The organism is Streptomyces durocortorensis (assembly GCF_016901035.1).
Classification (GTDB): domain Bacteria; phylum Actinomycetota; class Actinomycetes; order Streptomycetales; family Streptomycetaceae; genus Streptomyces; species Streptomyces durocortorensis.
In genome coordinates, this window is sequence record NZ_JAFEUF010000015.1 from 1 (window position 1) to 24431 (window position 24431).

Annotated in this window: 18 protein-coding genes and 1 pseudogene; 6 read left to right on the forward strand and 13 right to left on the reverse strand. The window is 71.4% G+C overall.

Annotated features, from left to right (window positions below):
• Positions 1-32: 32 nt before the first annotated feature.
• Complete coding sequence (locus JS521_RS05335; RefSeq protein WP_205081562.1) at positions 33-1070, reverse strand: FecCD family ABC transporter permease; 1038 nt, start codon at positions 1068-1070, stop codon at positions 33-35.
• A gap of 50 nt (positions 1071-1120) precedes the next feature.
• On the reverse strand, positions 1121-2173 hold the full coding sequence (locus JS521_RS05340) for an iron-siderophore ABC transporter substrate-binding protein (protein WP_205081563.1): 1053 nt from the start codon (positions 2171-2173) through the stop codon (positions 1121-1123).
• A gap of 711 nt (positions 2174-2884) precedes the next feature.
• Here JS521_RS05340 and JS521_RS05345 point away from each other — a divergent pair.
• Positions 2885-3379: a MarR family winged helix-turn-helix transcriptional regulator gene (locus JS521_RS05345; RefSeq protein WP_205081564.1), complete on the forward strand. Its 495-nt coding sequence runs from the start codon at positions 2885-2887 to the stop codon at positions 3377-3379.
• Positions 3380-3461: 82 nt separating this feature from the next.
• Here JS521_RS05345 and JS521_RS05350 read toward each other — a convergent pair whose 3' ends face one another.
• Both JS521_RS05350 and JS521_RS05355 read right to left on the reverse strand, forming a co-directional pair.
• Positions 3462-4430 carry a DUF8832 domain-containing protein gene (locus JS521_RS05350; RefSeq protein ID WP_205081565.1) on the reverse strand — a complete coding sequence of 323 codons (969 nt, stop codon included), beginning with the start codon at positions 4428-4430 and terminating at the stop codon, positions 3462-3464.
• A gap of 482 nt (positions 4431-4912) precedes the next feature.
• Positions 4913-5728, reverse strand: coding sequence for a helix-turn-helix domain-containing protein (locus tag JS521_RS05355; RefSeq protein ID WP_205081566.1), 816 nt, complete (start codon positions 5726-5728; stop codon positions 4913-4915).
• A 118-nt stretch (positions 5729-5846) separates the two neighbouring features.
• Here JS521_RS05355 and JS521_RS05360 point away from each other — a divergent pair, with 118 nt between their 5' ends.
• Together JS521_RS05360 and JS521_RS05365 are read left to right on the forward strand one after the other, a co-directional pair.
• On the forward strand, positions 5847-6281 hold the full coding sequence (locus JS521_RS05360) for a hypothetical protein (protein WP_205081567.1): 435 nt from the start codon (positions 5847-5849) through the stop codon (positions 6279-6281).
• Positions 6282-6406: 125 nt separating this feature from the next.
• Positions 6407-7933, forward strand: coding sequence for a cryptochrome/photolyase family protein (locus JS521_RS05365; protein ID WP_205081568.1), 1527 nt, complete (start codon positions 6407-6409; stop codon positions 7931-7933).
• 106 nt (positions 7934-8039) lie between these two features.
• Here JS521_RS05365 and JS521_RS05370 read toward each other — a convergent pair whose 3' ends face one another.
• A complete protein-coding gene (locus JS521_RS05370) occupies positions 8040-9383 on the reverse strand; it encodes an aminotransferase-like domain-containing protein (protein WP_205081569.1) in 1344 nt (447 codons plus the stop codon).
• A gap of 230 nt (positions 9384-9613) precedes the next feature.
• On the opposite strand from JS521_RS05370, the gene JS521_RS05375 reads away from it, so the two are divergent.
• Positions 9614-10261, forward strand: a complete 648-nt coding sequence (locus tag JS521_RS05375) for a LysE family translocator (protein ID WP_205081570.1) — start codon at positions 9614-9616, stop codon at positions 10259-10261.
• 37 nt (positions 10262-10298) lie between these two features.
• Here the strand turns inward: JS521_RS05375 and JS521_RS05380 are convergent, their stop codons facing one another.
• Complete coding sequence (locus tag JS521_RS05380; protein ID WP_205081571.1) at positions 10299-11357, reverse strand: vWA domain-containing protein; 1059 nt, start codon at positions 11355-11357, stop codon at positions 10299-10301.
• A gap of 94 nt (positions 11358-11451) precedes the next feature.
• A pseudogene (locus tag JS521_RS05385) lies at positions 11452-13368 on the reverse strand (collagenase); the annotation flags it as partial.
• A gap of 263 nt (positions 13369-13631) precedes the next feature.
• On the opposite strand from JS521_RS05385, the gene JS521_RS05390 reads away from it, so the two are divergent.
• On the forward strand, positions 13632-14342 hold the full coding sequence (locus JS521_RS05390; protein ID WP_205081572.1) for a GntR family transcriptional regulator: 711 nt from the start codon (positions 13632-13634) through the stop codon (positions 14340-14342).
• Positions 14343-14402: 60 nt separating this feature from the next.
• Here JS521_RS05390 and JS521_RS05395 read toward each other — a convergent pair whose 3' ends face one another.
• The 5 genes from JS521_RS05395 to JS521_RS05415 are packed head-to-tail and all read right to left on the reverse strand — an operon-like array spanning position 14403 to position 19329.
• Positions 14403-15404, reverse strand: a complete 1002-nt coding sequence (locus tag JS521_RS05395; protein ID WP_205081573.1) for a proline racemase family protein — start codon at positions 15402-15404, stop codon at positions 14403-14405.
• Between the two features lies 1 nt (position 15405).
• Positions 15406-16320 carry a dihydrodipicolinate synthase family protein gene (locus JS521_RS05400; protein WP_205081574.1) on the reverse strand — a complete coding sequence of 305 codons (915 nt, stop codon included), beginning with the start codon at positions 16318-16320 and terminating at the stop codon, positions 15406-15408.
• Positions 16321-16329: 9 nt separating this feature from the next.
• Complete coding sequence (locus JS521_RS05405; RefSeq protein WP_205081575.1) at positions 16330-17880, reverse strand: FAD/NAD(P)-dependent oxidoreductase; 1551 nt, start codon at positions 17878-17880, stop codon at positions 16330-16332.
• Positions 17873-18163, reverse strand: a complete 291-nt coding sequence (locus JS521_RS05410; protein ID WP_205081605.1) for a (2Fe-2S)-binding protein — start codon at positions 18161-18163, stop codon at positions 17873-17875. The genes JS521_RS05405 and JS521_RS05410 overlap by 8 nt, the downstream gene beginning before the upstream one ends.
• 5 nt (positions 18164-18168) lie before the next feature.
• Positions 18169-19329: an NAD(P)/FAD-dependent oxidoreductase gene (locus JS521_RS05415; protein ID WP_205081576.1), complete on the reverse strand. Its 1161-nt coding sequence runs from the start codon at positions 19327-19329 to the stop codon at positions 18169-18171.
• Positions 19330-19742: 413 nt separating this feature from the next.
• On the opposite strand from JS521_RS05415, the gene JS521_RS05420 reads away from it, so the two are divergent.
• A complete protein-coding gene (locus JS521_RS05420; protein ID WP_307847782.1) occupies positions 19743-21734 on the forward strand; it encodes an ATP-binding cassette domain-containing protein in 1992 nt (663 codons plus the stop codon).
• 288 nt (positions 21735-22022) lie between these two features.
• Here the strand turns inward: JS521_RS05420 and JS521_RS05425 are convergent.
• Positions 22023-24431 (reverse strand): alpha-mannosidase (locus JS521_RS05425; protein WP_205081577.1); only part of this gene is annotated, 2409 nt, incomplete at its 5' end.

Sequence of the window (24431 nt, forward strand, 5' to 3'; positions counted from 1 at the left end):
GGTCCGGGCGGGGGCGGATCGGTCGGTGACGGTCATGAGGTGCCCCGCATCCTGCGTACGGCGATGAGCAGCGCGGGTGCGCCGATGAAGGCGGTGACGACGCCGACCATGAGTTCGGTGGGCCGCATGACGACCCGGCCCACCACGTCCGCGAGGAGCAGCAGGGTGGGGCCCATCAGGGCGGAGAAGAGGACCTGGGCGCGGAAGTCGACGCCGACCAGGGCCCGTACGACGTGCGGGACGGCGAGGCCGACGAAGGCGATCGGGCCGACTGCGGCGGTCGCGGCGGCGCTGAGCAGGGTGGCGGCGAGCAGCCCGCCGCCCCTCGTGCGCCCGGGGTGCGAGCCGAGGGCGACGGCGGTCGCGTCGCCGAGGGCCAGGGCGTTGAGGCCGGGGCCGAGGGCGAGTGCGAGGAGGAAGCCGACGGCGGCGAACGGCAGGACGGACCAGAAGACCTCGAAGTCCCGGCCGCCGAGCGCTCCGACGACCCAGTAGCGGTAGCTGTCGAAGACCTGCGGCTTGCTGAGGGTCACCGCCTGGATGAACGCCATCAGTACGGCGGTGAGCACCGCTCCGGCGAGCACCAGGCGCACCACGCTCGTCCCCGTACCGGCGGAGCCGATGACGTGGACGAGGACGCCCGCGATCAGCGCTCCGGGCAGCGCCCACCACATGGTGTCGGTGGCGCCGGAGGCCCCGAGCCAGGCGGTCGCGGCGACGATGCTCGCGGAGGCCCCGGCGTTGATGCCGAGGAGGCCCGGCTCCGCCAGCGGGTTGCGGGAGACGCCCTGCATGAGGGTGCCCGCGACCGCGAGGCAGAGCCCGGCGAGGACGCCGAGGACGGTGCGGGGGTAGCGGCTCTCGATGATGGTCGTGATGTTGGCGTCGGCGGTGCCGCGCAGGACGTCGAGGACATCGCCGAACGAGGTGGAGCGGCTGCCGAACATGACGCTGGCGCAGAGCGCGAGTGCCAGCGCGGCCAGGCCGAGGAGCAGGAGGAAAGCCGTCCGAGCGACGCCGGTACGGGAGGTACCGGCGCCGCTCGGCGGTGCGACCGTGGTGGTTGCCATGGGAGTGGAGTGTGCCTGGTGGCCCTGGTCCTTCGGATACCCGGCCGGGGTTACTTGCCGGCGGTCTTGACGGCCTTGTCGATGAGCGGCAGGTAGCGCTCGATCGTCCACGGCACGGACAGCGGGTTGATGATCGAGGAGGCGGTGACGAAGGAGTTGTCGTTGCTCGCGACGACGGCGCCCTTCTTGATCGCGGGGATCGCGCCGTACAGCTTCTGGCCCTCGATCTCCTTGCGGTTCTTCTCGTCCGTGTAGAACGTGAAGACGAGGTCGCTGTCCTTGAGCTTCTCGGCGTTCTCCAGGCCGATGAGGGCCGAGTCGGTGCCGGGGGTCTCCTTGAAGCCGTTGACGACCGGGTCGACCTTCAGGCCGAGCGAGGAGACCATCTTGACGCGCTGCTCCTCGGGCTTGAAGACGCCGAGGGTGCCGGGGCCGGAGTTGTAGATGTACGAGAAGGTGACGTCCTTGTAGTTCGGCCGGGTGGCCGCGGCGTCGGCGAGCTGCTTCTCGATCTTCGTCTTGAGACCGTCGGTGTCCTCGGTGCGGCCGAGCGCCTTGCCGATGATGTCGATCTGCTGGTCCCAGTCGGTGCTCCACGCCTGGTCGGGGTAGGCGACCGTGGGGGCGATGTCCTTGAGGACGTCGTACTGCTTCTGCGTGATGCCCGACCAGGGGGCGAGGATGACGTCCGGCTCCAGCTCGGTGATCGCCTCGAAGTCGATCTCCTCGCCGCCCGTGAACTGCTTCGGCAGCTCGTCGCCGGACTTCTTGACGGCCTCGTTGATCCACGGGAGGTAGCCGGACTTGTCGCTGCCCCACGGGTAGCTCTCGATGCCGACCGGCGTCTCGCCGAGGGCTATCGCGGTCTCGGCGGATCCCTGGCCGAGGGTGACGATGCGTTCGGGCTTCTGCTCGATCTCCGCGGTGCCGAGCGAGCTCTTGATCGAGACGGGGAAGGCGCCACCGCTCTTCGCCGAGTCCTTCGCCCCGTCCTTCTCGTCGCCGTCACTGTCCGAGGAGCAGCCGACCAGGGCGACGGCGAGGGCGACGGTGGTGGCCGTGGCGGCGAGAGTGTGGCGGCGCACGCGGGTGAAGCCGAGCATGGAGGGTCCTCAGGTTTGGCCGAGCAATGAAGGTTAGGCAACCCTAAGCCACAGGTGTCGGCGGCTCAAACAGGCCCCCTGCCGGGAACGGCGGAAGCAGAGGCGCGACATGATCTCGCAATATTCAATCTTGCTTGAGATGATTGGCCGAAAGACGAAAAGTTCGTAGCGTCGAGCCTCGTGCGGCACTTCGGCGCACGCACGAAGGAGCGAGGCTCGATACGCGTACCGCCCCGCAGGGCAACGCCGTTGCTCACCGACGGCGCGACGGAACCGCCCCAGGAGGAGTCGGCGGAACGTACGACACCCGTGCGCCGATCGGTTGGCGATCCCGTCGAAGGACAGCCGCGGGTCGCCGGGGGTGAGCCGCTCCTCCGCCGTGCTTGGGACGCAGTGGGCGCCGGAATCGGGGCCGGAGCTAGTGCCGGTACCGGTGCCGGTGCCGGCAGTCATGCGTCTCACGCTCCAGGGCGGCAGGGCCGGAGCCGTCACCCGTCACGGACGACAGGACGACAACCCCCGGCCGACGATTCGATAAACGTAGCAGCGAAATCATCTGCAAGTAAACAATCTGGGCGGCAAGTATCTTGCGACGGCAGACCCTAAGCTGGGGCGGGGATCCTGGGCCCCAGGGCCCGGGAAGACGTTCTGGGGACGGATGATCTCGACACACCGGATGGCTCGCCGTCCCGGACCGCAGGAGGAACAGCCTTGACCGCAACACCGCCTTCCCGCCCCGCCTCTCCCGGCAGGCAGCCGGAGGCCGTTGACCGCGACCGGTACTTCTCCCGGCTGGCGCAGGAGCGCCCCGACATCGCGATGTGCCGGGCGACGACGCTCGTTGCCCGCTCGATCGACGAGGAGCTGGCCGGGCACCGGCTGACCGTGGCCCAGCACCTCGTACTGAAGATGCTGAACGACGTGGGCCCCTGTTCCCAGCAGGAGTTGAGCGCGCAGTTGCGCATCGACCGGAGCGTGATGGTCGGCTGTATCGACGGGCTGGAGGACTCCGGTCTCGTACGGCGCGAGCGCCACCCCCGGGACCGCCGGGCGTATGCGGTGACGCTGACCCCGGAGGCGGGGCCTGCACTGGTGGAGGCGGAGGACGGGGTGCCGCGACTGCTGGATCGGGCCTTCGGCACGCTGACGGCGGCCGAGCGGCGGACCCTGACCCGGCTGGTGGGCAAGATCCTCGACGTGAGCTGAGGCCCGGGCGGGCTCGGCGGAGCACATCCACGGGCACGTGGACGTGGAGGACGCCCGCCCGGCAGAGCGGGGCGGGCGGCGGTCAGTGGCCGTGGTCGGCGGACTCACCGTCGTGGGGCGCGGGCTTCTCGGGAGCCGCACTCCCGGCATGCACGGTGAAGGCGGCCGTACGGACCTTCCCCTCGTGCCGGAAGTCGAGGAAGAGGCGGTAGGCCCCCTTGCTCGGGGCCGTCGCGGTGAAGGAGACCTCCGGCCCGGACTCCGTGCGCCCGTCGCCCGGTTCGCCGTTCGGGTGCACGTGGAGGTACGCCAGGTCGCCGGCGCGCAGTGCGACAAGGTGGCCGTACGCGCCGAGGTAGGGCTGCAGGTCGGTGACGGGCTTTCCGTCCTTCTCGACCTCCAGCTTCAGCTCGCTGCCCGATCCGGGGCGCAGCGCCCCGTCGAGCGTGACCTCGTATCCGTCGACGGTCACTGTCCGCTCGGCGTCCGGCAGCGGCTCGGGGCGTGCGTCGCCGGAGGCGGCGAGGTCCGCCCCCAGGGTGACGCCCTCGGCGCCCTGCTCGTCCGGGGTGAAGTCGGCGAAGACCCGGTAGCCGCCCGCCTTCGGAAGCTCGACGGGGGCGGACCAGGTGCCGTCGGCGGCCCGCTCGGGGTGCAGGTGCCGGTAGGTGGTGAGGTCGCTGGACGCCACGATCAGGTGCAGATCCTTGCCGTGCTCGCGGCGGAACGCGGTCACCCTGCGGGAGGTGTCCTCGTCCACGACGGCGAAGCGCAGCTCGGCGGGCTCGCCCGCCTCGACGCGCGGGGTGTCGAGGTCGAGGGTGAAGCCTCCCTGCGAGACCTGGAGGCCACCGGGGGGCTCCGAGGCCTCCCCCGCGCCCTCCTGCTTCGCCGCGCCCCCCTCCTTCGCACCGTGACCCTCCTGGCTCTCCTGGTGAGACGGCCCTTTCGGCGCGACGGCGGGATCCACTGCGCCACCGACCGCGTACGCCGACCCGAAGGTCGCCGCGAGTCCTGCGGCGAAAGCCGTGATCTTGAGACCGGTCTGCATGACCCACTCCCTCGTCGAGGCCGCCGGAACGCGACCACTCACCGCCCACGATACCCCCCAGGGGTATGAAGTCAACCGGAGGAGATCTTGCGGAGGGCCATCGGGGACGGGGAGAATGGCGCTCACCGGTCGGACCGGGACGATGGGCTCATCGGTTCGACCGAAGCGAAGGGAAGCGAGGGCTTCCCTGAGGACCGGGGGGCTTCATGGGGGCGTTCGTCGCACTACTGGCAGGGATCGGCGGGTTGTCCGCGTGGTGTGTGGTGGTGCTGATCCGCCGCGGACGTCGCGGGTCCACCGAGAACGCGGACGGGTTGCTGATCGAGCAGGCGGCCCGGGTGCGGGCACAGCAACTGCGGAGCGAGGGGCGGGACTTCCGGGCCCACCCCCACGGGAGGCGGAACCCCGGGCCGGGGCCCCGTCGCTACTGACCCCCGGTCACCCGGCTGCCTCCGGTCGGCCTACTGCCCCCGGGCGTCCGGCTACTGACCCTCGCCGCCCAGCGCCGCCAGGGTGCGCAGCAACATGTCCGTCTGCTCGTCCATCGGGAAGAACGACTCCACCGCGAGTTCCGAGAGGGTCACGTCGGCCGGGGCCCCGAAGGTGGCGATCGTGCTGAAGAACGCCATGTCGCCGAGCGGCGTACGGATGCGCAGCGGGACGACGATGCCGGTCGGGTCCACCGGGCCGGGGTCGGTGTCGAGGTCCGGCGGGGCCGGGTAGGCGGAGACCTCCTCGTACAGCTCCCGCAGGTCCTCGTGACCGGTGGTGTCGACCTGGTGCCGCAGCCGGCCGAGGGCGTGGGCGCGGACCTGGGCGAAGTTCAGGCACTGGGAGGCGAGCCCCTCCGGGTGAAGGATCAGCCGCATCACGTTGCCGCCCGTCTCCGACAGGTGCGGCGGCACGGTGCCGAGCAGGAGGGACATCGCGTCGTTGCGGTCGACGATGTTCCAGGTCCGGTCGATCGCCGCGGCCGGGTAGGGCTCATGGCCGGCCAGCATCGCCCTGATCGCCGAGCGGACCATGGCCATCCGGTCGCTGTCGAGCGGCGACTCCCGGTAGGCGGGGGCGTAACCGGCCGCCAGCAGAAGGCCGTTGCGGTCCCGCAGCGGTACGTCGAGGTGCTCGGCGAGCCGGAGGATCAGCTCGCGGCTCGGCCGCGCGCGGCCCGTCTCCACGCAGGAGAGGTGCCGCGTCGAGGAATCCGCCCGCAGGGCCAGGTCGAGCTGGCTGAGCTTGCGGCGGCGGCGCCACGCGCGCAGCAACGGGCCTATCCGGGACGGCTCTTGGGTCTCCATGATCTCACCGTATCCGTGTGGATCACCCGCCGAGGCGTACTTGACCTGGGAGGTCATGGAGTCCCGGCCCCCGCGCGTGGCACGGTGTCGTCGACCCGCCGCACGAAGGAGATCCGAAATGACGTACACCCTCGCCCCGTCCGCAGCGCAGGCCCCCGCGCGGGACGCCGCCCGCTTCCTGCGGCTGGTGCTGCGCGTCGACAGCGTGAGTACCGCCGTGATGGGCGTGGTGCTGGTCGCGGCCGCCGTGCCGCTCGGCTCCGCGACCGGGATGCCGGTGGCCTTCGCCGTGGCGTTCGGGATCTTCCAGATCGGCGGGGCGGCCTCCCTCGCGCTGATCGCGGGCTACCCGGTGATTCCGCCCGTCCTGGCCAGGACGGTCGTCGCGGTGAACGCCGTGTGTGCGGTCGGGTGCGTGGTGATCGCCTTCACCGACTTCGTACCGCTCAACGGGTTCGGCGTGGTGTTCCTGCTGATCGGCGCGCTGATCGTGACGGTCTACACCGCGCTCCAGTACACAGGGCTGCGGCGGATGACCGCGGCCGCGGCCTGACCGTCCGCCGCCGGGTCCGTCCGCCGTCAGGCCGTGACGTTCGCGGCGTGGCGTCGCGGGAGCCGTCCTCGTCCTCCCTAGCGTGATGGGAGGCGGGACCTCCGACGGCGGGACAGACGCACCTCATGGCACCACGCACCCACTGGCTCTTCGGGGACCAGCTCGGCCCCCACTTCCTGGCACCGCGCCACGACGGCCCGGACGACCGGGCCCCTCTCCTGATGATCGAGGCCCGCTCCGTACTGCGCCGGCGCCGCTTCCACCGGGCCAAGGCCCACCTCGTCCTCTCCGCGATGCGGCACCGGGCGGCCGAACTGGGCGACCGGGTCCGCTACGTACGTGCCGGGACCTACGCGCAGGGGCTGGCGGAGGCGGGATTCGGCGGCGGGGGTGGCGGGGACGGTCGGCTGACGGTCTGCCATCCGACCTCCCGTGCCGCGCTGGACTTCGTGACCGCCCGGGACGACATCGACCTGCTTCCGGCCCGGGGCTTCCTGCTGGCGCAGGAGGAGTTCGGGGCGTGGGCAAAGGAGCACGGGGGCGACCGGCTGCGGATGGAGGGCTTCTATCGGTGGATGCGCCGGGAGCACGAGCTGCTCATGGACGGCGACGAGCCGGCCGGCGGTACGTGGAACCTCGACCACGACAACCGCGAGCCGCCGCCCCGGGGGTGCCCGACCCTGGACGAGCCCGCGCCCTACAGCCCGCACGAGGACGAGATCGACGACGAGGTACGCCGCGACCTCGACCGCTGGGAGCGCGACGGCGAGGTCGCGTTCGTCGGCCGCGACGGCCCCCGCCGCTTCCCCGTCACCCGGCGGGAGGCGCTGGCCGCACTCCGGCGCTTCGTCTCCCACCGCCTCGGCGACTTCGGCCGGTACGAGGACGCGATGCTCGCGGCCGACCCCGTGATGAGCCACAGCCTGCTGTCCGTCCCCCTCAACCTGGGGCTCCTGGATCCCGCCGAGTGCGTCGACCGGGCCGAGAAGGCGTGGCGCGCGGGCGAGGCGCCGCTCAACAGCGTCGAGGGCTTCGTCCGGCAGATCGCGGGCTGGCGGGAGTACGTGTGGCAGCTGTACTGGCACTTCGGCGAGGAGTACCGGGACCGCAACGCGCTGCGTCACACCGCCCCGCTGCCGGACTGGTTCCTCGATCTGGACGCCGACGCGGTCACCGCGAACTGTCTGTCCACCGTGCTGGCCCAGGTCCGGGACACCGGCTGGACCCACCACATCCCTCGGCTGATGGTGCTGGGCAGCCGGGCCCTCCAGGACGGCTGGGATCCGGCGGCCGTGACCGACTGGTTCCACCGGTGCTTCGTGGACGGCTACGACTGGGTGATGCTGCCCAATGTCGTCGGCATGTCGCAGTACGCCGACGGCGGCCGGATGACGACCAAGCCGTACACCTCCGGCGGGGCCTACATCAACAGGATGAGCGACCTGTGCGGCCCCTGCACCTACCGCCCCACCGACCGCACCGGCGAGCGCGCCTGCCCGTACACGGCGGGCTACTGGGCCTTCCTGCACCACCACCGGACCGCCCTGAGCGTCAACCACCGGATGGCCAGGGCGGTCAAGGGCCTGGACCGGCTGAAGGACCTCGACGGGCTCCTGGAGGAGATCGCGGAGCGCGGCGACCGGGCGCCCTGACGTCGGAGGCCCGCAACCCCGGGGCCCGACGCCCCAGGGCAGGACACCCCGGGCCCGACATCCGGGGGCCCGGCGTCCCGGGGGCCGACACCCCCGGGCCCGGGCCTCAGTCCCCCGCGAAGTCGTCCGGAGCGGACCGGGCGAGGCCGCCGAGCGTCGCAAGGGTCCGGGAGAGCACGTCCCGGGTGGGTGACGCCAGTCCGAGGCGGATCGCGTGCGGGCCCCGGGGGCGGCCGACGGAGAACGCGGCTGCCGGGGTCACCGCGATGCCGTGCCGCGCGGCGGCGGCGACGAAGGTGTCGGAGCGCCAGGGGGCGGGCAGCTCCCACCACAGGTGGTACGAGGACGGGTCGCTGCGGGTGCGGAAGTCGCCGAGGCGCCGGTGCACGATCTCCTGCCGCACCCCGGCCTCCCGCTGCTTGGCCCGTACGAGGGTGGCGACGACCCCGTCCTCCTGCCACCGCACCATCGCCTCCAGGGGGAACCGCATGGGCGTCCACGCTCCGGAGCGCACAGCCGCCGCGACCCTGCCCACCAGGGCGGCGGGGGCCACCGCGAACCCGAGGGACAGCCCCGGGGAGAGCCGCTTGGAGACGCTGTCGACGAGGACGGTGCGCTCGGGGGCCCGCGAGGCGAGGGTCGGTAGGTCGCTCCGGAGGAAGGCCCAGACGGCGTCCTCGATCGCGTGGATGCCCGAGGTCAGCAGGACGTCGGCCAGGTGGTCGAGCCGCCGGGCGGGCATGGTGAGGGTCAGCGGGTTGTGGAGGACCGGTTGTACGTAGACGGCGTGCAGCGGATCCGCGCGGTGGGCTTCCTCCACCGCCTCCGGGATCAGCCCGTCCTCGTCCATGGCCAGGGGCACGAGGGTCACGCCGAGCCGGACGGCGATGGCCTTCAGCACCGGATAGGTGAACTCCTCGACGCCCAGCCTGGCGCCCGGCCGGGTCAGTGCGGCGACGGCGGCGGAGATGGCTTGCCGGCCGTTCCCGGCGAACAGGACGCGCTCCGGACCGGGCCGCTCACCGCCCCGTACGAGAAGGTCGGCGGCCGCCTCGCGGGCGGTGGGGGTACCGGCGGGTCCGACCGGGCGGAGCACCGACTCCAGGTTGTCGGAGCCCACCAGCCTCGTCAGGCCGGCGGCGAGCAGCCCGGCCTGTTCGGGGACGACGGGATGGTTGAGCTCCAGGTCGACCCGGTCGACGGCGGGCTCGGAGAGGGCAGGGGCGGGAACGGACGCGCCGGGAGCGGCCGTGACGAACGTACCGCGACCGACCTGGCCCACGGTGAGGCCCCGGCGGCCCAGCTCCTGATAGACGCGGACGGCGGTGGAGTTGGCGATGGCGTGCCGTCGGGCGAACTCCCGCTGCGGAGGCAGGCGTTCCCCCGGCCCGAGCCGACCGGACGCGATCTCCTCCGCCACGGCGTCGGCGACGGACCGGAAGTCCTTCACGGGCTTCCCCTCCCCTGGTGTCCCTCGTGTCCAAATCTGCCCCAAGGTGCCCCTAGGCACCCCCTGGGGAACGGACGGACCGGCATCGAAACACAACATTGCACCGAGTGCAATGGCTCCTATTGAACCGATCTGAAAGGCGAACCTAGACTCGGATTGCACCGAGCAGGGCGGTCGGTGCGCGAGGTGCCGGGCCGTCCGGCTCCGGACGAACTGAGCGGCGGGCGCGCATGGTTGAGCTGAGCGGGGTGCTGGGGGTCGGGATGATCGCCCTGGGCATGGTGCTCACCCCGGGGCCGAACATGATCTATCTCGTCTCCCGCAGCATCACCCAGGGGCGACGCGCGGGAGTGGTGTCCCTCGGCGGGGTGGCCGTGGGCTTCCTGGTCTATCTGCTGGCCACCAATCTCGGGCTGTCGGTGGTCTTCCTCGCGGTGCCCGAGCTGTACGTGGCGGTGAAACTGGCCGGTGCCGGCTACCTGGCCTATCTGGCCTGGTGCGCCCTGAGGCCCGGCGGCGTCTCCGTCTTCGCGCCGAAGGAGATGCCGCGCGATTCCCCGCGCAGGCTGTTCACGATGGGGCTGATGACGAATCTGCTCAACCCGAAGATCGCCATCATGTACCTCTCCCTCATCCCGCAGTTCATCAGCCTGGAGGCGGGAAACGTCCTCCTCCAGGGCTTCGTGCTGGGCTCCGTCCAGATCGCGGTGGCTCTCACCGTCAACCTGAGCATCGTCCTGGCGGCGGGAAGCATCGCCGTCTTCCTCGCCCGGCGACCTTCCTGGCTCCGCGCCCAGCGCTATCTGATGGGCACCGCCCTGGGCCTGCTCGCGGTGTCGGTGGCGACGGACACCTCGGCGCCCGCGACCTCGGGCTGAACGGCCGTCCGGGGCCGGAGCATCGCCGGGGCCGGGGTCAGAGCATGATGAGCAGGCGCGTATCGGCCTTGAGCTTCCTGTTCACCGAACGGCTCTGGACGTACACCTCCAGCTTGGGGTTGTTGCCCGCCTTCACCGAGACCGTCCCACGGACCCCGGCGCCGAACAGGAGGTTGCGTGCCGCCTCGCCCGTGTAGGCGCGGTCGGTGTCCTTCTCGACCACGATGACCTCCTTGTCGGGCTGCACCTGGACACGGGAGCCCAACTGGTAGTAGCAGGAGCCGCGTTCGTAGGTGACGCCCGGATGCGAGTCGACGAAGGCGCGGATCTCCGTCTCCTTGTCGACCTTCAGCAGGCGGTACTTGTCGGCCGCGACCGGCTCCAGGTTGGCCCGCACGTCGTCCACGGATATGTCCTGGCCGACGGCGAACAGGTTCTTCGTGCCGCGCACGCCCTGCTCGCGGCCGCGCAGGAAGCTGGTGGCGGCGGCGCGCACGGTGCCGATCGCGTCCTCGACGCCCTTCTGGGAATCCGCGTCCCAGATCGCGATGTTGCCGGCCGGGAAACCGTAGTTCTGGGCGGTGCGCTTGGCCAAGGAGTTCGGCACGAGGATCGCGGAGGTCCAGTGCCCGGGGAGCCCGTTCATCTTCGCGGTGATCCGGTCGAGCCAGGGGCCGAGGATGCTCATGTCGCCGTCGTGCCGCCGGTCGCCGCCGGAGGCGTTCTCCTCGCCGTCCGTCACCACGATCTGGAGGAAGCTGTGCTCGCCGTACTCCTCCCAGATGTGCCCCAGGTCGTCCAGGGACTTCAGGGAGGCCTCGATCAGCGCCGTCGCACCGTTGTTGACCGTGTACAGCCCGCGCATGGACGGCAGGTGCTTCACATCCATGTCCCAGACCAGGTTCTCCACCCGGTGGTCGAAGGAGTAGAGGCTGATCCGGGTCTCGTGGCCGAGGCTGTCCGACTCGGCCTTCAGCCCCGCCACGAACTCGTCCACGACGCGGATCAGCTGACCCTGGTGCTGGTACATGGAACCGGAGGCGTCCACGACCAGAGCGACGTGATTCACCTTGTGCTGGATCCTGTTGGCGGACATGGCTGTGCCCCTTCTCCGGTGTTCCCCGAACCCCCCGGGGGTTCCCCGAGCGATGTCTTCGACTGTATGGGGAGGCACTGACAACGGAGCCCGGGCCGGCCGCGCAACCCGCCAGCCAGGTGCGGAAGTCGCCGTCGTAACGGGTGCCGATGGTGGTGGTGAGGTGGGTCCGGGCGGCGGCCCACTGCCCGGTGCGGTAGTGGCCGAGCACCGTGTCCATGTCGGCGGGATGCCTCTCCAGCATGTATCGCACGGCGAGGTAGCCCCAGCGGTAGACGCGTGTGGTGTCGTGGCTGTAGTCGGTGCCGAACAGCGTGCTCAGGGCGTACGTCCCCTTGCCGGCCTCGGCCATCGCTGCGGTGTAGGGCTCGCCCCGGTAGTGGTAGGAGATGTACTCCGCGAAGCCCTCCACCCACCAGACGGTCGGGGTGCTCATGCCCGCGGCGAAGTCGCCGTACATCGTGAAGCGGCCGTCGAGGTAGTGCGTGTACTCGTGATTGAGGTTCCAGATGTGGAAGTCCGGTCGAAGCCACTCCGCCTCGTAGGCGATGAAGCGGGGCTGGTTGCCCACGACGGAGGGGTCGCCCTCCAGGTACATGCCGCCGTTGTTGGTGTCGATCCCGTACATGGCGCCGGCGTACGTCTGGTAGTCCGCGCTGGAGTCGTAGGCGATCACCTCGATGCTGGTGTTGCGGTCGTCGGCGACCGGGCCGTCGTCCTTGGCGACCCGGTGGAAGTAGGCGTCCTGCTCGATGAGGCTGGTGCAGGACGCGCTCAGCTCGGCGGCCGTCATCTGCTGGGCGAGGATGCGGATGCCGGGGCTACAGGTGTGACGGACCGGCAGGACCTCGCGCTTGAGCCGTTCCTGGAGGTCGCAGACGCCGTACGCCGAGCAGTTCGCGCGGTCGTAGGAGTCCGCCATCTCGGCTGTTCCCACCCAGAGCGGGGCGGTGGGGCCGGTGATGGAGCTGCGGCCGAGCAGATCGGTGGCCAGGGGCCGGGCCTTGCCCCGCAGGCTCGGGTGCTGGAGGAAGCGGCCCAGCTCCCGCCCTGCGTTGGAGGTCAGGTACGCGTGGTCGCCGCCCAGGAGGGCGAGGTGGTCGGCGGCGAAGCGGTGCAGGGAGTCGATAACGCTCGGGTCCGACTCGACGGCGCTGACGAATTCGGGCACCTGATGACCCCGGAAGGTCACCGTGTACACGCTGTTGACCGCGGCGAGCATCCGCGAGAAGTCGTTCCAGGAGGAGTCGTAGTCCGCCAGCAGCCGCTTGAGGACGCCGAGATAGCGGGCGTTCTCCTGGGCGCTGTCGATCAGGATGACCGCCTCGGAGAGCGTCTCTCCGTTCTCGTCGGTGACGTCACGCGACCGAGGGCTCGCGAAGAAGCCGTCCAGGCCCGAGCGGATGGCGGTCCGCAGGGCGCTGCCGTACGGTCCGACGACATCCGGGTTGTACCACTGCACGTAGTACCCGGCCCGGAGGTAGAGCACGAGCTGCGGGGTGCCGGTGCTCCCGTCGCCCGGGTAGTAGGCGGAGTTGTCGCGCAGCGCGTACGCCACCGAGGTCATCTGGGCTTCACGGAAGGCGAGTCGGGCGTCGTTGCCCGTCAGGCTGAACAGCGTGTTCAAGCAGTCGGTGCTGGACGCCTTGATCTGCCGCACCAGTTCGGCCCCGGTGCGGCCGGTGAAGTCGGCCGGGTCGCACGCGGCGGCGTTCGCCGGGGCCTCCCTTCCGGTGTCGTGGTCGCCGTACGCCTCCCTGAGGGCGGACTTGTCGGCGCTCAGCGGGGGTAACTGGGCCACCGATCGCCGGTCCTCGGTCCGGTGACCGGTCTCCGGTGAGGGGGACTGCTGCGCCTGCGGCGCGGGGTCGGCCGGCCCCGCGGTGCGGGCCGGCTGCGACGCGTTCGATGCAGTGGCGGCCGAAGGGGAGTCCGGCTGCGCCTGGGCCGGCTGCGCGAGCAGCGCGACGCCCATCGCCCCGGCCAGAGCCAGCGGCAGAACGGCACCCACACCTCGGCGGACGCGTGTGGTTCTCACGTTGTTTTCCTCCCATGAGCGATCGGGGCACACCCTGACAACTTGGCATGCCCACGTCCTGTGCAATGTAAAATTGCACAGGTCACACCTCACAAGGAAGACCCGTGCCGGAAATCGTCGGGTCGGACAACGGGACCGCCGAGGGCAGCGTCCGGGTACAGGGACGGCCGAGCGAGGAGAGGCGTATGGCGCAACGTGACATTGTATAGTGCGGTGACAAATCTGAGGGGGAACGCATGGGCGAGCTGAAGTCCCGCAAACTCATCTCGGTGCAGGAGCACTTGCGCGACCAGGTGGCCAACGCCCTGCGAGCCGGGCTGATAGCGGGGGAACTCCAGCCCGGCGTGATCTACTCGGCGCCCACCCTGGCCGCCGAGTACGGCGTCTCGGCCACCCCCGTGCGCGAGGCCATGCTGGATCTGGTCCGCGAGGGCCTGGTCGAGGCGGTGCGCAACAAGGGCTTCCGGGTCACCGAGCTCTCCGAGCGCGACCTCGACGAGTACACCGAGATCCGTGCGCTCATCGAGATCCCCACCATCGGCCGCGTGACCCGCACCGCATCCCGTGAGCAACTGGAGGCCCTGCGCCCGGTAGCCGAGGAGATCGTGGCCGCCGCGCAGCGGGGCGACCTGATCGGCTACCTGGAGTCGGACCGCCGCTTCCACCTCGACCTGCTCGCCCTCGCGGGGAACGCGCACCTCGTGGAGACCGTGGCCGACCTGCGCAAGCGCTCCCGGCTTTACGGACTCACCGACCTGTCCCAGGAAGGGTCGTTGGTGGGTTCGGCGCAGGAGCACACCGCGCTGCTCGACATCATGATCACGGGCGACGCGAAGGCGGCCGAGGAGCACATGCGCCGCCACCTCGCGCATGTGCGGACCCTGTGGGCGGCACGGAAGCGCGAGGCCGAACGCGCGGCCCCCTCCCGAAGCCTCGGCGCGCGCTGACGCCGAAGTCGTCTCTGTGCGGCGGGCGTTGATGCCGAGACTGAATGTGCGGACCGGCGGTCACACGGTGAACCCCTCCGGGTAGGGGTCCGTCGGATCGAGCAGATACTGCGCGGTTCCGGTGATCCAGGCGCGGCCGGTGACCGAGGGCAGGACGGCGGGCCGGCCGCCCACCGTGGTCTCGTCCAGGATCCGTCCGGTGAAGCGGGAGCCGATGAAGGACTCGTTGACGAAGTCCTGCCCGGTCTTCAGCAGCCCCCGCGCGTGCAGTTGGGCCATCCTGGCGCTGGTTCCCGTCCCGCAGGGCGAGCGGTCGAACCAGCCGGGGTGGATCGCCATGGCGTGCCGCGAGTGCTCGGCGGTGGATCCGGGGGCCTCCAGATAGACGTGGTGGCAGACGTCGATCGCGGGGTTCTCCGGGTGGACCACCGGACTCTGCTCGTTGACCGCCCGCATGACGGCCAGCCCCGCGTCGAGCAGTCGGCCCTTCTCCGACCGGTCGAAGGGGATGCCGAGTTCCTCGGTGCGCACGACGGCGTAGAAGTTGCCGCCGTACGCCATGTCGTAACGGACCGGACCGAACCCCGCCACCTCGACGACCTGGTCCAGCGCGTGGCTGTAGGACGCGACGTTCTCCAGGGTGACGGACTCCGCGCGGCCGTCACGCACGGCGACCCGTGCCGTGACCAGGCCTGCGGGGGTGTCGAGGCGGATCGGGGTCTCCGGCTCGACCGGCTCGACCATGCCCGTCTCCACCAGGACCGTCGCCACGCCGATGGTGCCGTGGCCGCACATGGGCAGGCAGCCGGAGACCTCGATGAACAGCACGCCGAAGTCGGCGTCGGGCCGGGTCGGGGGCTGGAGGATCGCGCCGGACATGGACGCGTGCCCGCGCGGCTCGCACATCAACAGAGTGCGCAGCCCGTCCCGTTCGGCCATGAACCGCTCACGCCGCTCCGCCATGGTCGCGCCCGGCAGGACCCCCACCCCGCCGGTGATCACCCGGGTCGGCATGCCTTCGGTGTGCGAGTCGACCGCGTGGTAACAGACCGTGGAGCGCACGTCAGTTCACCCCCGCGTCGATGAGGGCCTGGGTGGCGGAACGTACGACGGCCTCGGTCTCCGGGTCCAGACCCTGGCGGGGCGGCCGGCAGACGCCGCCGGTCCGGCCGGTCATGTCCTGGCCGAGCTTGATCGCCTGGACGAACTCGGTCCTGCTGTCCCAGCGCAGTACGGGGTGGAGCCGCCGGTAGAGCGGGAGCGCGGTGGCGAGATCGCCGGTCAGCGAGGCGTTGTAGAGGTCGAGGCAGGCGCGCGGGAAGACCTGGGGGTACCCGGCGACCCAGCCCTTGGCCCCGGCCACGGCAACCTCCAGGACGGTGTCGTCGGTGCCGATGATGAGGTCGAGCCCGGGGGCGAGTTCGTTGATGGCGTAGCACCTGCGTACGTCCCCGGAGAACTCCTTCACCCCCACGATGAAACCCTCGGCGTACAGCTTGGCCAGCAGCTCCGGGCGCAGATCGACCTTGGTGTCGATGGGGTTGTTGTAGGCGGTGACGGGAAGACCGGCGGAGGCCACCATCGCGTAGTGCTCCAGGACGGCGCGGTCGTCGGCCCGGTACGCGTTGGGCGGCAGGCACATGACGGCCTGGCAGCCGGCGTCCTTGGCGAACCGCGCGTGCCGCCGTGCCTCGATCGCCCCGTACGCCCCGACGCCCGGCATCACGGTGAAGCCCTCGGGGGCGTGGGCGACGGCGGTCTCGACGACGCGGTCGCGTTCCTCGTACGTCAGGGTCTGGTACTCGCCCAGCGACCCGTTCGGGGCGACGCCGTGCAGGCCCTGTTCGGCGAGCCAGGCGACGTTGTCCCCGTACGCGCCGTGGTCGACTGCGAGGTCCCGGCCGAACGGGAGGCTCGTCGCGACGATGACACCGTGCCAGGGCATGCGGCTGCCGGTGCGGGTGGAGGTGCGGTCCATGGGAACTCCTCAGGTGTGATCGGCGGTCGGCTCGCCGGAATCGGCGAGCGCACCGAGGGTGACGGGGGTCGCGATCAGCCGTTCGGCGGGGGTGTACGGCACTTCGCGGGCGGCGACGAGGCAGTGCACGGCGGGTCCGCACATCCGGCCCTGGCACCAGCCCATGCCCGCCCTGGTCAGCTGTTTGACCTGCCGGTGGCCGGCTGCCGAGCCGTCGGCGCGGACGGAGCGGACCGCCCCCGCGGTGACCTCCTCGCACCGGCAGACCGTGGTGTCGTCGGTCAGCCAGGCGGGCCAGGCGGGCGGCAGGGGGTGCGCCTGTGCCAGGGCGCGGGCGAAGGCGCGGTGCCGGGCCACCGTCCGGCGCTCCGCGGCGAGGCGTCGCGTGCCCGGCAGGCCCGGCGCGGAGAGGTCGGTGAGCACCGACACGGCGGCGACGCGGCCCTCGCTCATGGCGAGCGCCGCCCCGCCCACACCGCAGGTCTCGCCCGCCGCGTAGAGGCCCGGCACCGTGGTGCGCTGCCCGGCGTCGACGGCGGCGGCTGTGGTGCCGTCGCCCGCGTCGGCGAGGCCGCAGCCGAGCGGGAGGAGCAGGTCGAGCTGCGGGACGAACCCCCAGCCGACGCCCACGGTGTCGGCCTCGATGCGCCGCTCGGTGCCCGGGAGCGGTGTCCCGTCGGCGGCCAGGGACGCGGTGCGTACGACGGCGACCCGCCCTTCTCCTTCGGCCCTCTCGCCTTCGGCGCCCTCTCCTTCGGCGCTGATGATCGCGGTACGGGTGCGGACCGGGATCCGGTGCCGGGCGAGCGTGACCGCGTAACCAGCGGCTTCGGCCCACTTGGCGGGGTTACGCAGCAGGGGCGCGGGGTGGCGCAGCCAGGCCGAGGGCGCCGCCGCCTCGCAGACCGCGACGACCGCGGCCCCACGTCCGGCGAGGGCGGCGGCGACGGGCAGCAGGAAGGGGCCCGTGCCACCGAGGACCACGCGCCGGCCGGCCACCACTCCCCCGCCCTTGAGCAGCGCCTGCAGCCCGCCGGCGGTGAGCACGCCGGGCAGGTCCCAGCCGGGGAAGGGGAGTTGGCGGTCGTACGCGCCGGTCGCCACCAGCAGGGCCCGTGCGCGCAGCACGACGGCCCGCTCCTCCGGGGCCCGGCTGCGGTCCACGGCGTGGACGGTGAAGCCGTCCGCCTCGCGGGCCGTGGTCCACACGTGGTGGTCGAGCAGGAGCGTGAGCCGTCCGGTGCGCTCGTGGGCGGTCAGCGTGGCGCGCAGCGCCCGGTAGGTGCGCAGGTCGTGGTGCAGGTCCTCGGCGGGGAGTGCCTCGGTGGGGACGCCCTCGCGGGCGTGGTCCGGGGGGTGGCGCCAGAACTGGCCGCCCGGGGCGGGGCCCGAGTCGACGAGGAAGACGCGCAGCCCGCCGTCCAGGGCGGTGGCGGCGGCCGCCATACCGGCCGGTCCTGCGCCCACCACCACGAGGTCGTGGGGCTCGTCACGCCTCGCGCCGAGGCAACGGGGCTCACGCGAGGCGGCACGGCCACCGAGGTCCCGGGGCTCAGCCATCGTCGTCCTCCCCCGTCGTGACGGCCATGCCCGGGCGGGCCCGCACCAGGCAGGCGCGCTGCCCGCGCCTTCCGTCGACGGTGACCAGGCAGTCGTAGCAGACGCCGATCCCGCAGAAGACGCCTCGGGGCCGCTGTCCGACCCGGGTGGTCCGCCAGGCGACCCGGCCCGAGGCGACGAGCGCGGCGGCCAGGGTCTGTCCGGGGACGTACGCCAAGGGTTCGCCGTCCACGGTCAGTCCAGGTGCGGTGGGTACGCCGGTCTCCGCAGCCGCTCCGGTCACTTCGGTCACTTCGGCACTCCTCCGGTGGTGAGGAATCGCTCGGGCAGGAGGCCGGTATGGGCGGCCGGATCGGCGCCGCGCCAGGGTCGGCCGAGCATCTGAGCGGTGATGAGGGCGCCGGTCCCGGGGGCGAGGCCGATGCCGGCACCCTCGTGACCGCACGCGTGGAGGACGCCGGGGACGCGGGGGTCCGGGCCGACGACCGGCAGGTGATCGGGGCAGTACGGCCTGAAGCCCCGGTAGGCGCGGATCAGGTGGACGTCCCGCAGGAACGGGAAGAGGCGGCACGCCTGCGCGGCGAGCAGGGCCACCACGGCCGGGTTCATCGCGGTGTCGAAGCCGACGCGTTCGCGGCTGGCGCCGATCAGGATGATGCCCGCGCGGGTGCCCTCGACGACGCACGAGGTCTCCAGTCCCTCGTCGCTGGAGGCGACGTTGGCGACATAGTCGGCGGAGTAGACCTTGTGCCGGATCATCGGCGGCAGCGGTTCGGTGACGAGGACGAAACCCCTGCGCGGGAGGATCTCGACGGGTGCGCCCAGCCGGCGGCCGACCTCGCCGCCCCACGTACCGGCGGCGTTGACCACGGCATCGGCGGGCAGCACCACGCCGTCGGCCGTGCGAACTCCGGTGATCCGCCCGCCGGTTCCGGTGACTGCGGCGACGGCCTCGCCGGTACGCACCCGGGCACCGCGCCGGACGGCGGCCCGCAGCAGGGCGGCCGCCGCGAGGACGGGCTGCACCTGGGCGTCCTGCGGGTAGTGGACGCCGCCGGGGAGGCCGGGAGCGATATGCGGTTCGAACTCGCCGACTCGGTCCACGAGTTCGGTACGGACATCGGCAGCGGCCTGACGTGCGGCGAACGCGTGCAGGGCGGCGAGGCCTTCGGGCGCGCCGGCGACGACCAAGCCGCCCTTGGCCTCGAACTCAAAGGTCTCCGGACCCAGTTCATCGGCCGCCTCGTCCCAGAGATCACGGCTGAGCCGGGCCAACTCCAGTTCGGGGCCGGGCTCCTTGTCGGAGAGGAGGATGTTGCCCTCCCCTCGACTGGTCGTGCCCGCACCGACGGGCCCCCGGTCGAGGACCGTGACGTCGAGGCCGGCCGAGGCGGCGTGAAACGCGCACGCGGCGCCCACGATGCCCGCGCCGAGGATGACGACTTCCATGACCGCCCCCTAGTGCAATGTCACATGCCATAACTCAGGCTATACATCGGTTCACCCGGAGGACAACGCCGCCGCCGAGGTGACTTTCACCCGACACCTCGACACCCGGACATCCCGAAGGCCCCGAGCACGGCGACTCCGGGCAATCCCCCGGACGGGCTACCCCAACCCACATGAGTGATCGAACACGGGACCACGGCCCGCCGCGATCGACCGCACAAGGCGCGGGCCCGCTATTCGAATTCGGGTTCTAGATTTCGCCCACGCCCACCCGTTACGGCGACAGCAGGACCTCCGTTACCCGATCACCTGTCCGCATCTTGCCGCGAGGAGCCCTTCATGCATCCCTTACGCCACGCTGCGCTCGTCCATCCGGCGTTCGAAAACACCGCCGCCCTCTCGGGGGGCGCCCGGTGAAGAGGTTCTTCGGACCGGTGAAAATGGCCGAGCCCCGGGTCTCCGATGCCGAACAGGAGCTGTTCGGCGGTCCGTTGCGCTACGACATGGGCTGGTCCCACCACGAGCACGCGGGCCTGGACCTGACCATGATGTCGGCGCTCCGCTCGATGCCCGCGCTCGTCGGCGCCACCTTGCGCATGGCGTGGCAGGCCGACCGGCGCGCACTCGTGGCCGTGGCGGTCAGCGAGATCGGCCAGGGGATCGCGGCGGCCGTCGGCCTGCTCGCGGTCAACGCCGTCATGCACGCGCTGCTGGCCGGAACCGGCAGCGCCGAGCAGCGGTTGCACGCACTGTTGCCCGGCCTGCTGGCCGCCGCCGCCATCGGTGTCGTCAACTCCGCGCTCGCCGCCTGGTCCACCTCCCGCGCGGGGCGCCTGGAGCCGAAGGTGGAGCGGATCGCCACCACCCAGTACCTGGCGGCCGCCTCCGGCGTCGAGCTGGAAGCCATCGACGACCCCGACTTCCGGCGGCTCGTCGACGTGGCCCAGCACGGACCCGGCTCCGCCCGCCGGATGATCGGCGCCTGTGTCTCCGCGCTGAACGGCCTGATCTCCCTGATCGCCACCGCGAGCGTTCTCGCCGTGCTCCATCCCCTCCTGCTGCCCATGCTGATCCTCATCGCCGCCCCGCGCGGCTGGGGCGCCATGCGCGTGGCTCAGGAGCGGTACGTGTCGGTGATGACATGGATCGAGCACGTGCGGGCCGGCCGCCTCATCGGGAATCTGCTCACCGAGCGCACCGCAGCCCAGGAGGTCCGCCTCCACGCCGTCGGGGCCTTCCTCCTCAGCCGCTACGAACGCATGGCCGAGAGCGCCGAGGCCGAACAGGAACGCCTCGCCTCCAGCAAGGCGCTGACCGAATGGGTCGCCTCCGCGCTGTCCGGGCTGGCGATGGCCGCGACCTACGGCGCGATGTTCTGGCTGATCATCGCCGGCCACATGAGCCTCGCCGTCGCCGGGACCGCGGTGATCGCGGTACGGACCGGCTCGGCGAGCCTGGGCGCGCTGGTGATGAACATCAACCAGCTGCACGAGGAGTCCCTCTACGTCCGCGATCACGGCCGGTTCCTCACCGAGGCCGTACAACGCACCATCCCCGCAGGCGGCGACCCCGTGCCGGAGCGGGTCGGGGAGATCGGCCTGGACCAGGTCACCTACCGCTATCCCGACCGTGACACCGCCGCCCTGGAGGAGGTGTCGCTGACCCTGCCGATGGGGTCGGTCACCGCCGTGGTCGGTGAGAACGGCTCCGGCAAGAGCACCCTCATGAAGGTCCTTTCGGGCCTGCTGCTGCCCCAGACAGGCAGCCTGCGCTGGGGCACGGAGGACATCACCGGCCTCGACCGCGCTCAGGTCTTCGAGCGCGTCTCCCTGCTCACCCAGGACTTCCAGCGCTGGCCGGTGACCGCCGCGATGAACATCCGCCTCGGCCGTCCCGCCCACGCGGCGACGCCACAGGATCTGCAGCCCTCGGTCGACTACGCCGGCGCCGCACCCGTCATCGCCAAGCTCCCCAGCGGCCTGCGCAGTCTGCTGGCCCGGATGTTCCGCGGGGCGATCGAACTCTCCGGCGGCGAGTGGCAGAAGGTGGGCCTCGCCCGCACCCACTGGCGCAGTGCGACCTCGCAGGCGGACAGCGTCCTCATCGTGGACGAGCCCACCTCCGCGCTCGATCCCGAGGCCGAGATCGCGGCGTTCGAGCGCATCCGGCGCCTCGCCGCCCCGAACCGGGCCGTCGTCCTGGTCACCCACCGCATGTCCGGCGTCCGCCACGCCGACCACATCCACGTCCTCGACGCGGGGCGCCTCGTCGAGCACGGCACGCACGACGAACTCATCGCCGCACGCGGGCGGTATGCCGCCATGTTCGACGCACAGGCAGCCCAGTACGCCCCCACCATCGCCATCCCGAACCCCACCGCCCCCACGGTCGCGGACCCCGCGTGATCGGCTCGGACCTACGACCCTGAAAAGTCGCCTGGACCGTTGTCCCGACGACATGGTGTATCGACTCCACGGCCACCAAGTCGCCGCATCCGGACATGCATCCGGTGCTCAGTCGCCCCTGACCCTGCCGGCGAAGGACGAGCCGACCGACCGCCCCTGAGCGCCACCTCCGTAATCACACAGCACCTTCGCCCTGCCCCCGAGGGCAGGGCGAAGCACGTTCGTGCAGCAGAGAAGATCCCCACGGACGTGGTGGCGCAGCGCGTGGCTCACGCACCGGGGGGCCGTTCATGGTGAGAGCGGACGGCGGGTCAGACGTACCGTCACGATCTGGAAGGGCCGCAGAGCGACAGGGATCCCGGCATCGGTGACAGGCAGGTGCGGGGCGTCCGCCAGTGGCCTTTCCAGCAGGTCGGTCGTCAGCGCGGTGGTCACCGGGAATCCGGTACGGAGGTGTGCCGCGGCTCGTCCGCCGAGCGACTCGTAGAGGCGCACGATCACGTCCCCCGAGCCGTCGTCGGCGAGTTTGACCGCTTCGATGACGACCGCGTCGTGATCGACTTCGACGAGGGGCGGGACGGCGGCCGCGCCGGCGACCGTGCGCTCGGCGAGGTTGAAGGCGTAGCCCTCGCGGACCGCGTCGGCGATGTCCGCGCCGACCACGAGTCCGTAGCGCAGTCGGTGGGCGCCCTGGTCTGCTTCCGGGTCGGGGAAGAGGGGTGCCCGGAGCAGTGAGAGCCGGGCGGTGGTCGTGGTGCCGCCGTCCGGGCGTACGTCCCGGGTGACGTCGTGGCCGTACGTCGAGTCGTTGACCAGGGCCGCTCCCCAGCCGGGCTCGGCAAGGTGCAGGAATCGGTGGGCGCACACCTCGAAGCGGGCGTCGTCCCAGCTGGTGTTGGAGTGCGTGGGCCGCTGGACATGGCCGAAGGGGATCTCGCTCGTGGAGTGATCGGCGCGCAGGTCGAAGGGGAAGGCCGCCTTGAGGATCTTCTCGCGTTCCCGCCAGTCGATCGTGGTCTCGATGTCGAGTCGGCGGGTGCCCTCGCGGAGGGTCAGGAGCTGACGGATACGGGACCGGTTGAAGGACCGCACTATCTCGACCGCGTCCCCGCGGACGGTGACCTGATCCGCTTCGGTGAGGTCCTGAACGGTGTTGCGGTAGAAGGCGTCGAGATCCCAGGCGTCCCACTGGTTCGGGAAGTCCTGGTGGAGCTGGAGGAGATTGCCGACGGCTCCGGGTGCGAGAGCCTCGCGTCCGGCGGACAGATCGTAGGCGGAGGTGATCAGCCCGCGGGCGTCGACGGTGATACGGACCAGTCCGTTGTCCAGCACGTAACCGCCGTCATCGCCTTCCCGTACGGGTGTGACCCGCGGCGCCGCGGCGCGCGGCGTACCGCCCAGCGCGGGGACGCCGTCACGGGTGTGCGGGGCCGCGTTGAAGACGATCGAGCTTCCTGGCGCGTCCGGTGGGCCGGCCAGGCGACGCAACGCGGTTTCGACGAGGAGTTCCAGTTCCCGGGCCGCCTGCTCGTGGGCCTCCTCGGTCTCCCGGTGGACCCAGGCGATGGAGGAGCCGGGCAGGATGTCGTGGAACTGATGCAGCAGAACGGTCTTCCAGAGGCGGTCGAGCGCGGCGTACGGATAAGGGTCGCCGAGGAGCACCGTGGCGGTGGCCGACCACAGTTCCGCTTCCCGCAACAGGTGCTCACAGCGTCGGTTGCCCTGTTTGGTGGCCAGCTGACTGGTGAGGGTGCCGCGGTGCAGCTCCAGATAGAGTTCGCCGACCCAGACCGGAGCGTCCGCGTACTCCTCGTGGGCTTGGGCGAAGAAGTCCGCAGGGCTTTCCATGTGCACCTTCGCGGAGCCTTCCAGATCCGCGAGCCGGTGGGCCCGTGCCAGCATCTCGCGCGTCGGGCCGCCTCCGCCGTCGCCGTAGCCGAACGGCACCAAGGAGCGGTTCGCGGGCCCCTTGTCGCGGAAGTTGCGCTCGGTGTGGGCGATGTCGGCGCCGGAGAGATCGCCGTTGTAGGAATCGACGGGCGGGAAGTGGCTGAACACGCGCGACCCGTCGATGCCCTCCCACCAGAAGGTGTGGTGGGGGAAGGCGTTCGTCGTGTTCCAGGAGATCTTCTGCGTGAGGAACCAGTCGATGCCGGCGAGCTTCATGAGCTGGGGCAGTGCGGCGTTGTAGCCGAAGGTGTCGGGGAGCCACATGTCGCGTGTTTCGACACCGAACTCCTCCAGATAGAACCTCTTGCCGTGGACGAACTGCCGGACCAGGGACTCGCCTCCCGAGAGGTTGGTGTCGGGTTCGACCCAGAGGCTGCCGGTCGGCAGGAACTGTCCGGTCGCCGCCTTCTCCAGCACCCGGGAGTACACCTCGGGTCGTTCCTCCTTCAGCCAGGCCAGCTGCTGTGCCTGCGACATGACGAAGCGGAAGTCGGGGTGGTCGTCCATCAGCGCCGTCACGTTGGACACGGTGCGGGCGGCCTTGCGGACGGTCTCCCGCACCGGCCACAGCCAGGCCGTGTCGATGTGGGCGTGTCCGATCGCCGAGATCCGGTGGGGGGGGGGGGGGGGGGGGGGGGGGGGGGGGGGGGGGGCGCCCGGCGCCCCCCCCCCCCGCAACGCGCACGAGGAACCCCCGCCGGCCGCGGCCGGCCAGCCGCGCCCGCGCCCGGGGCTCACCGGGGCCGG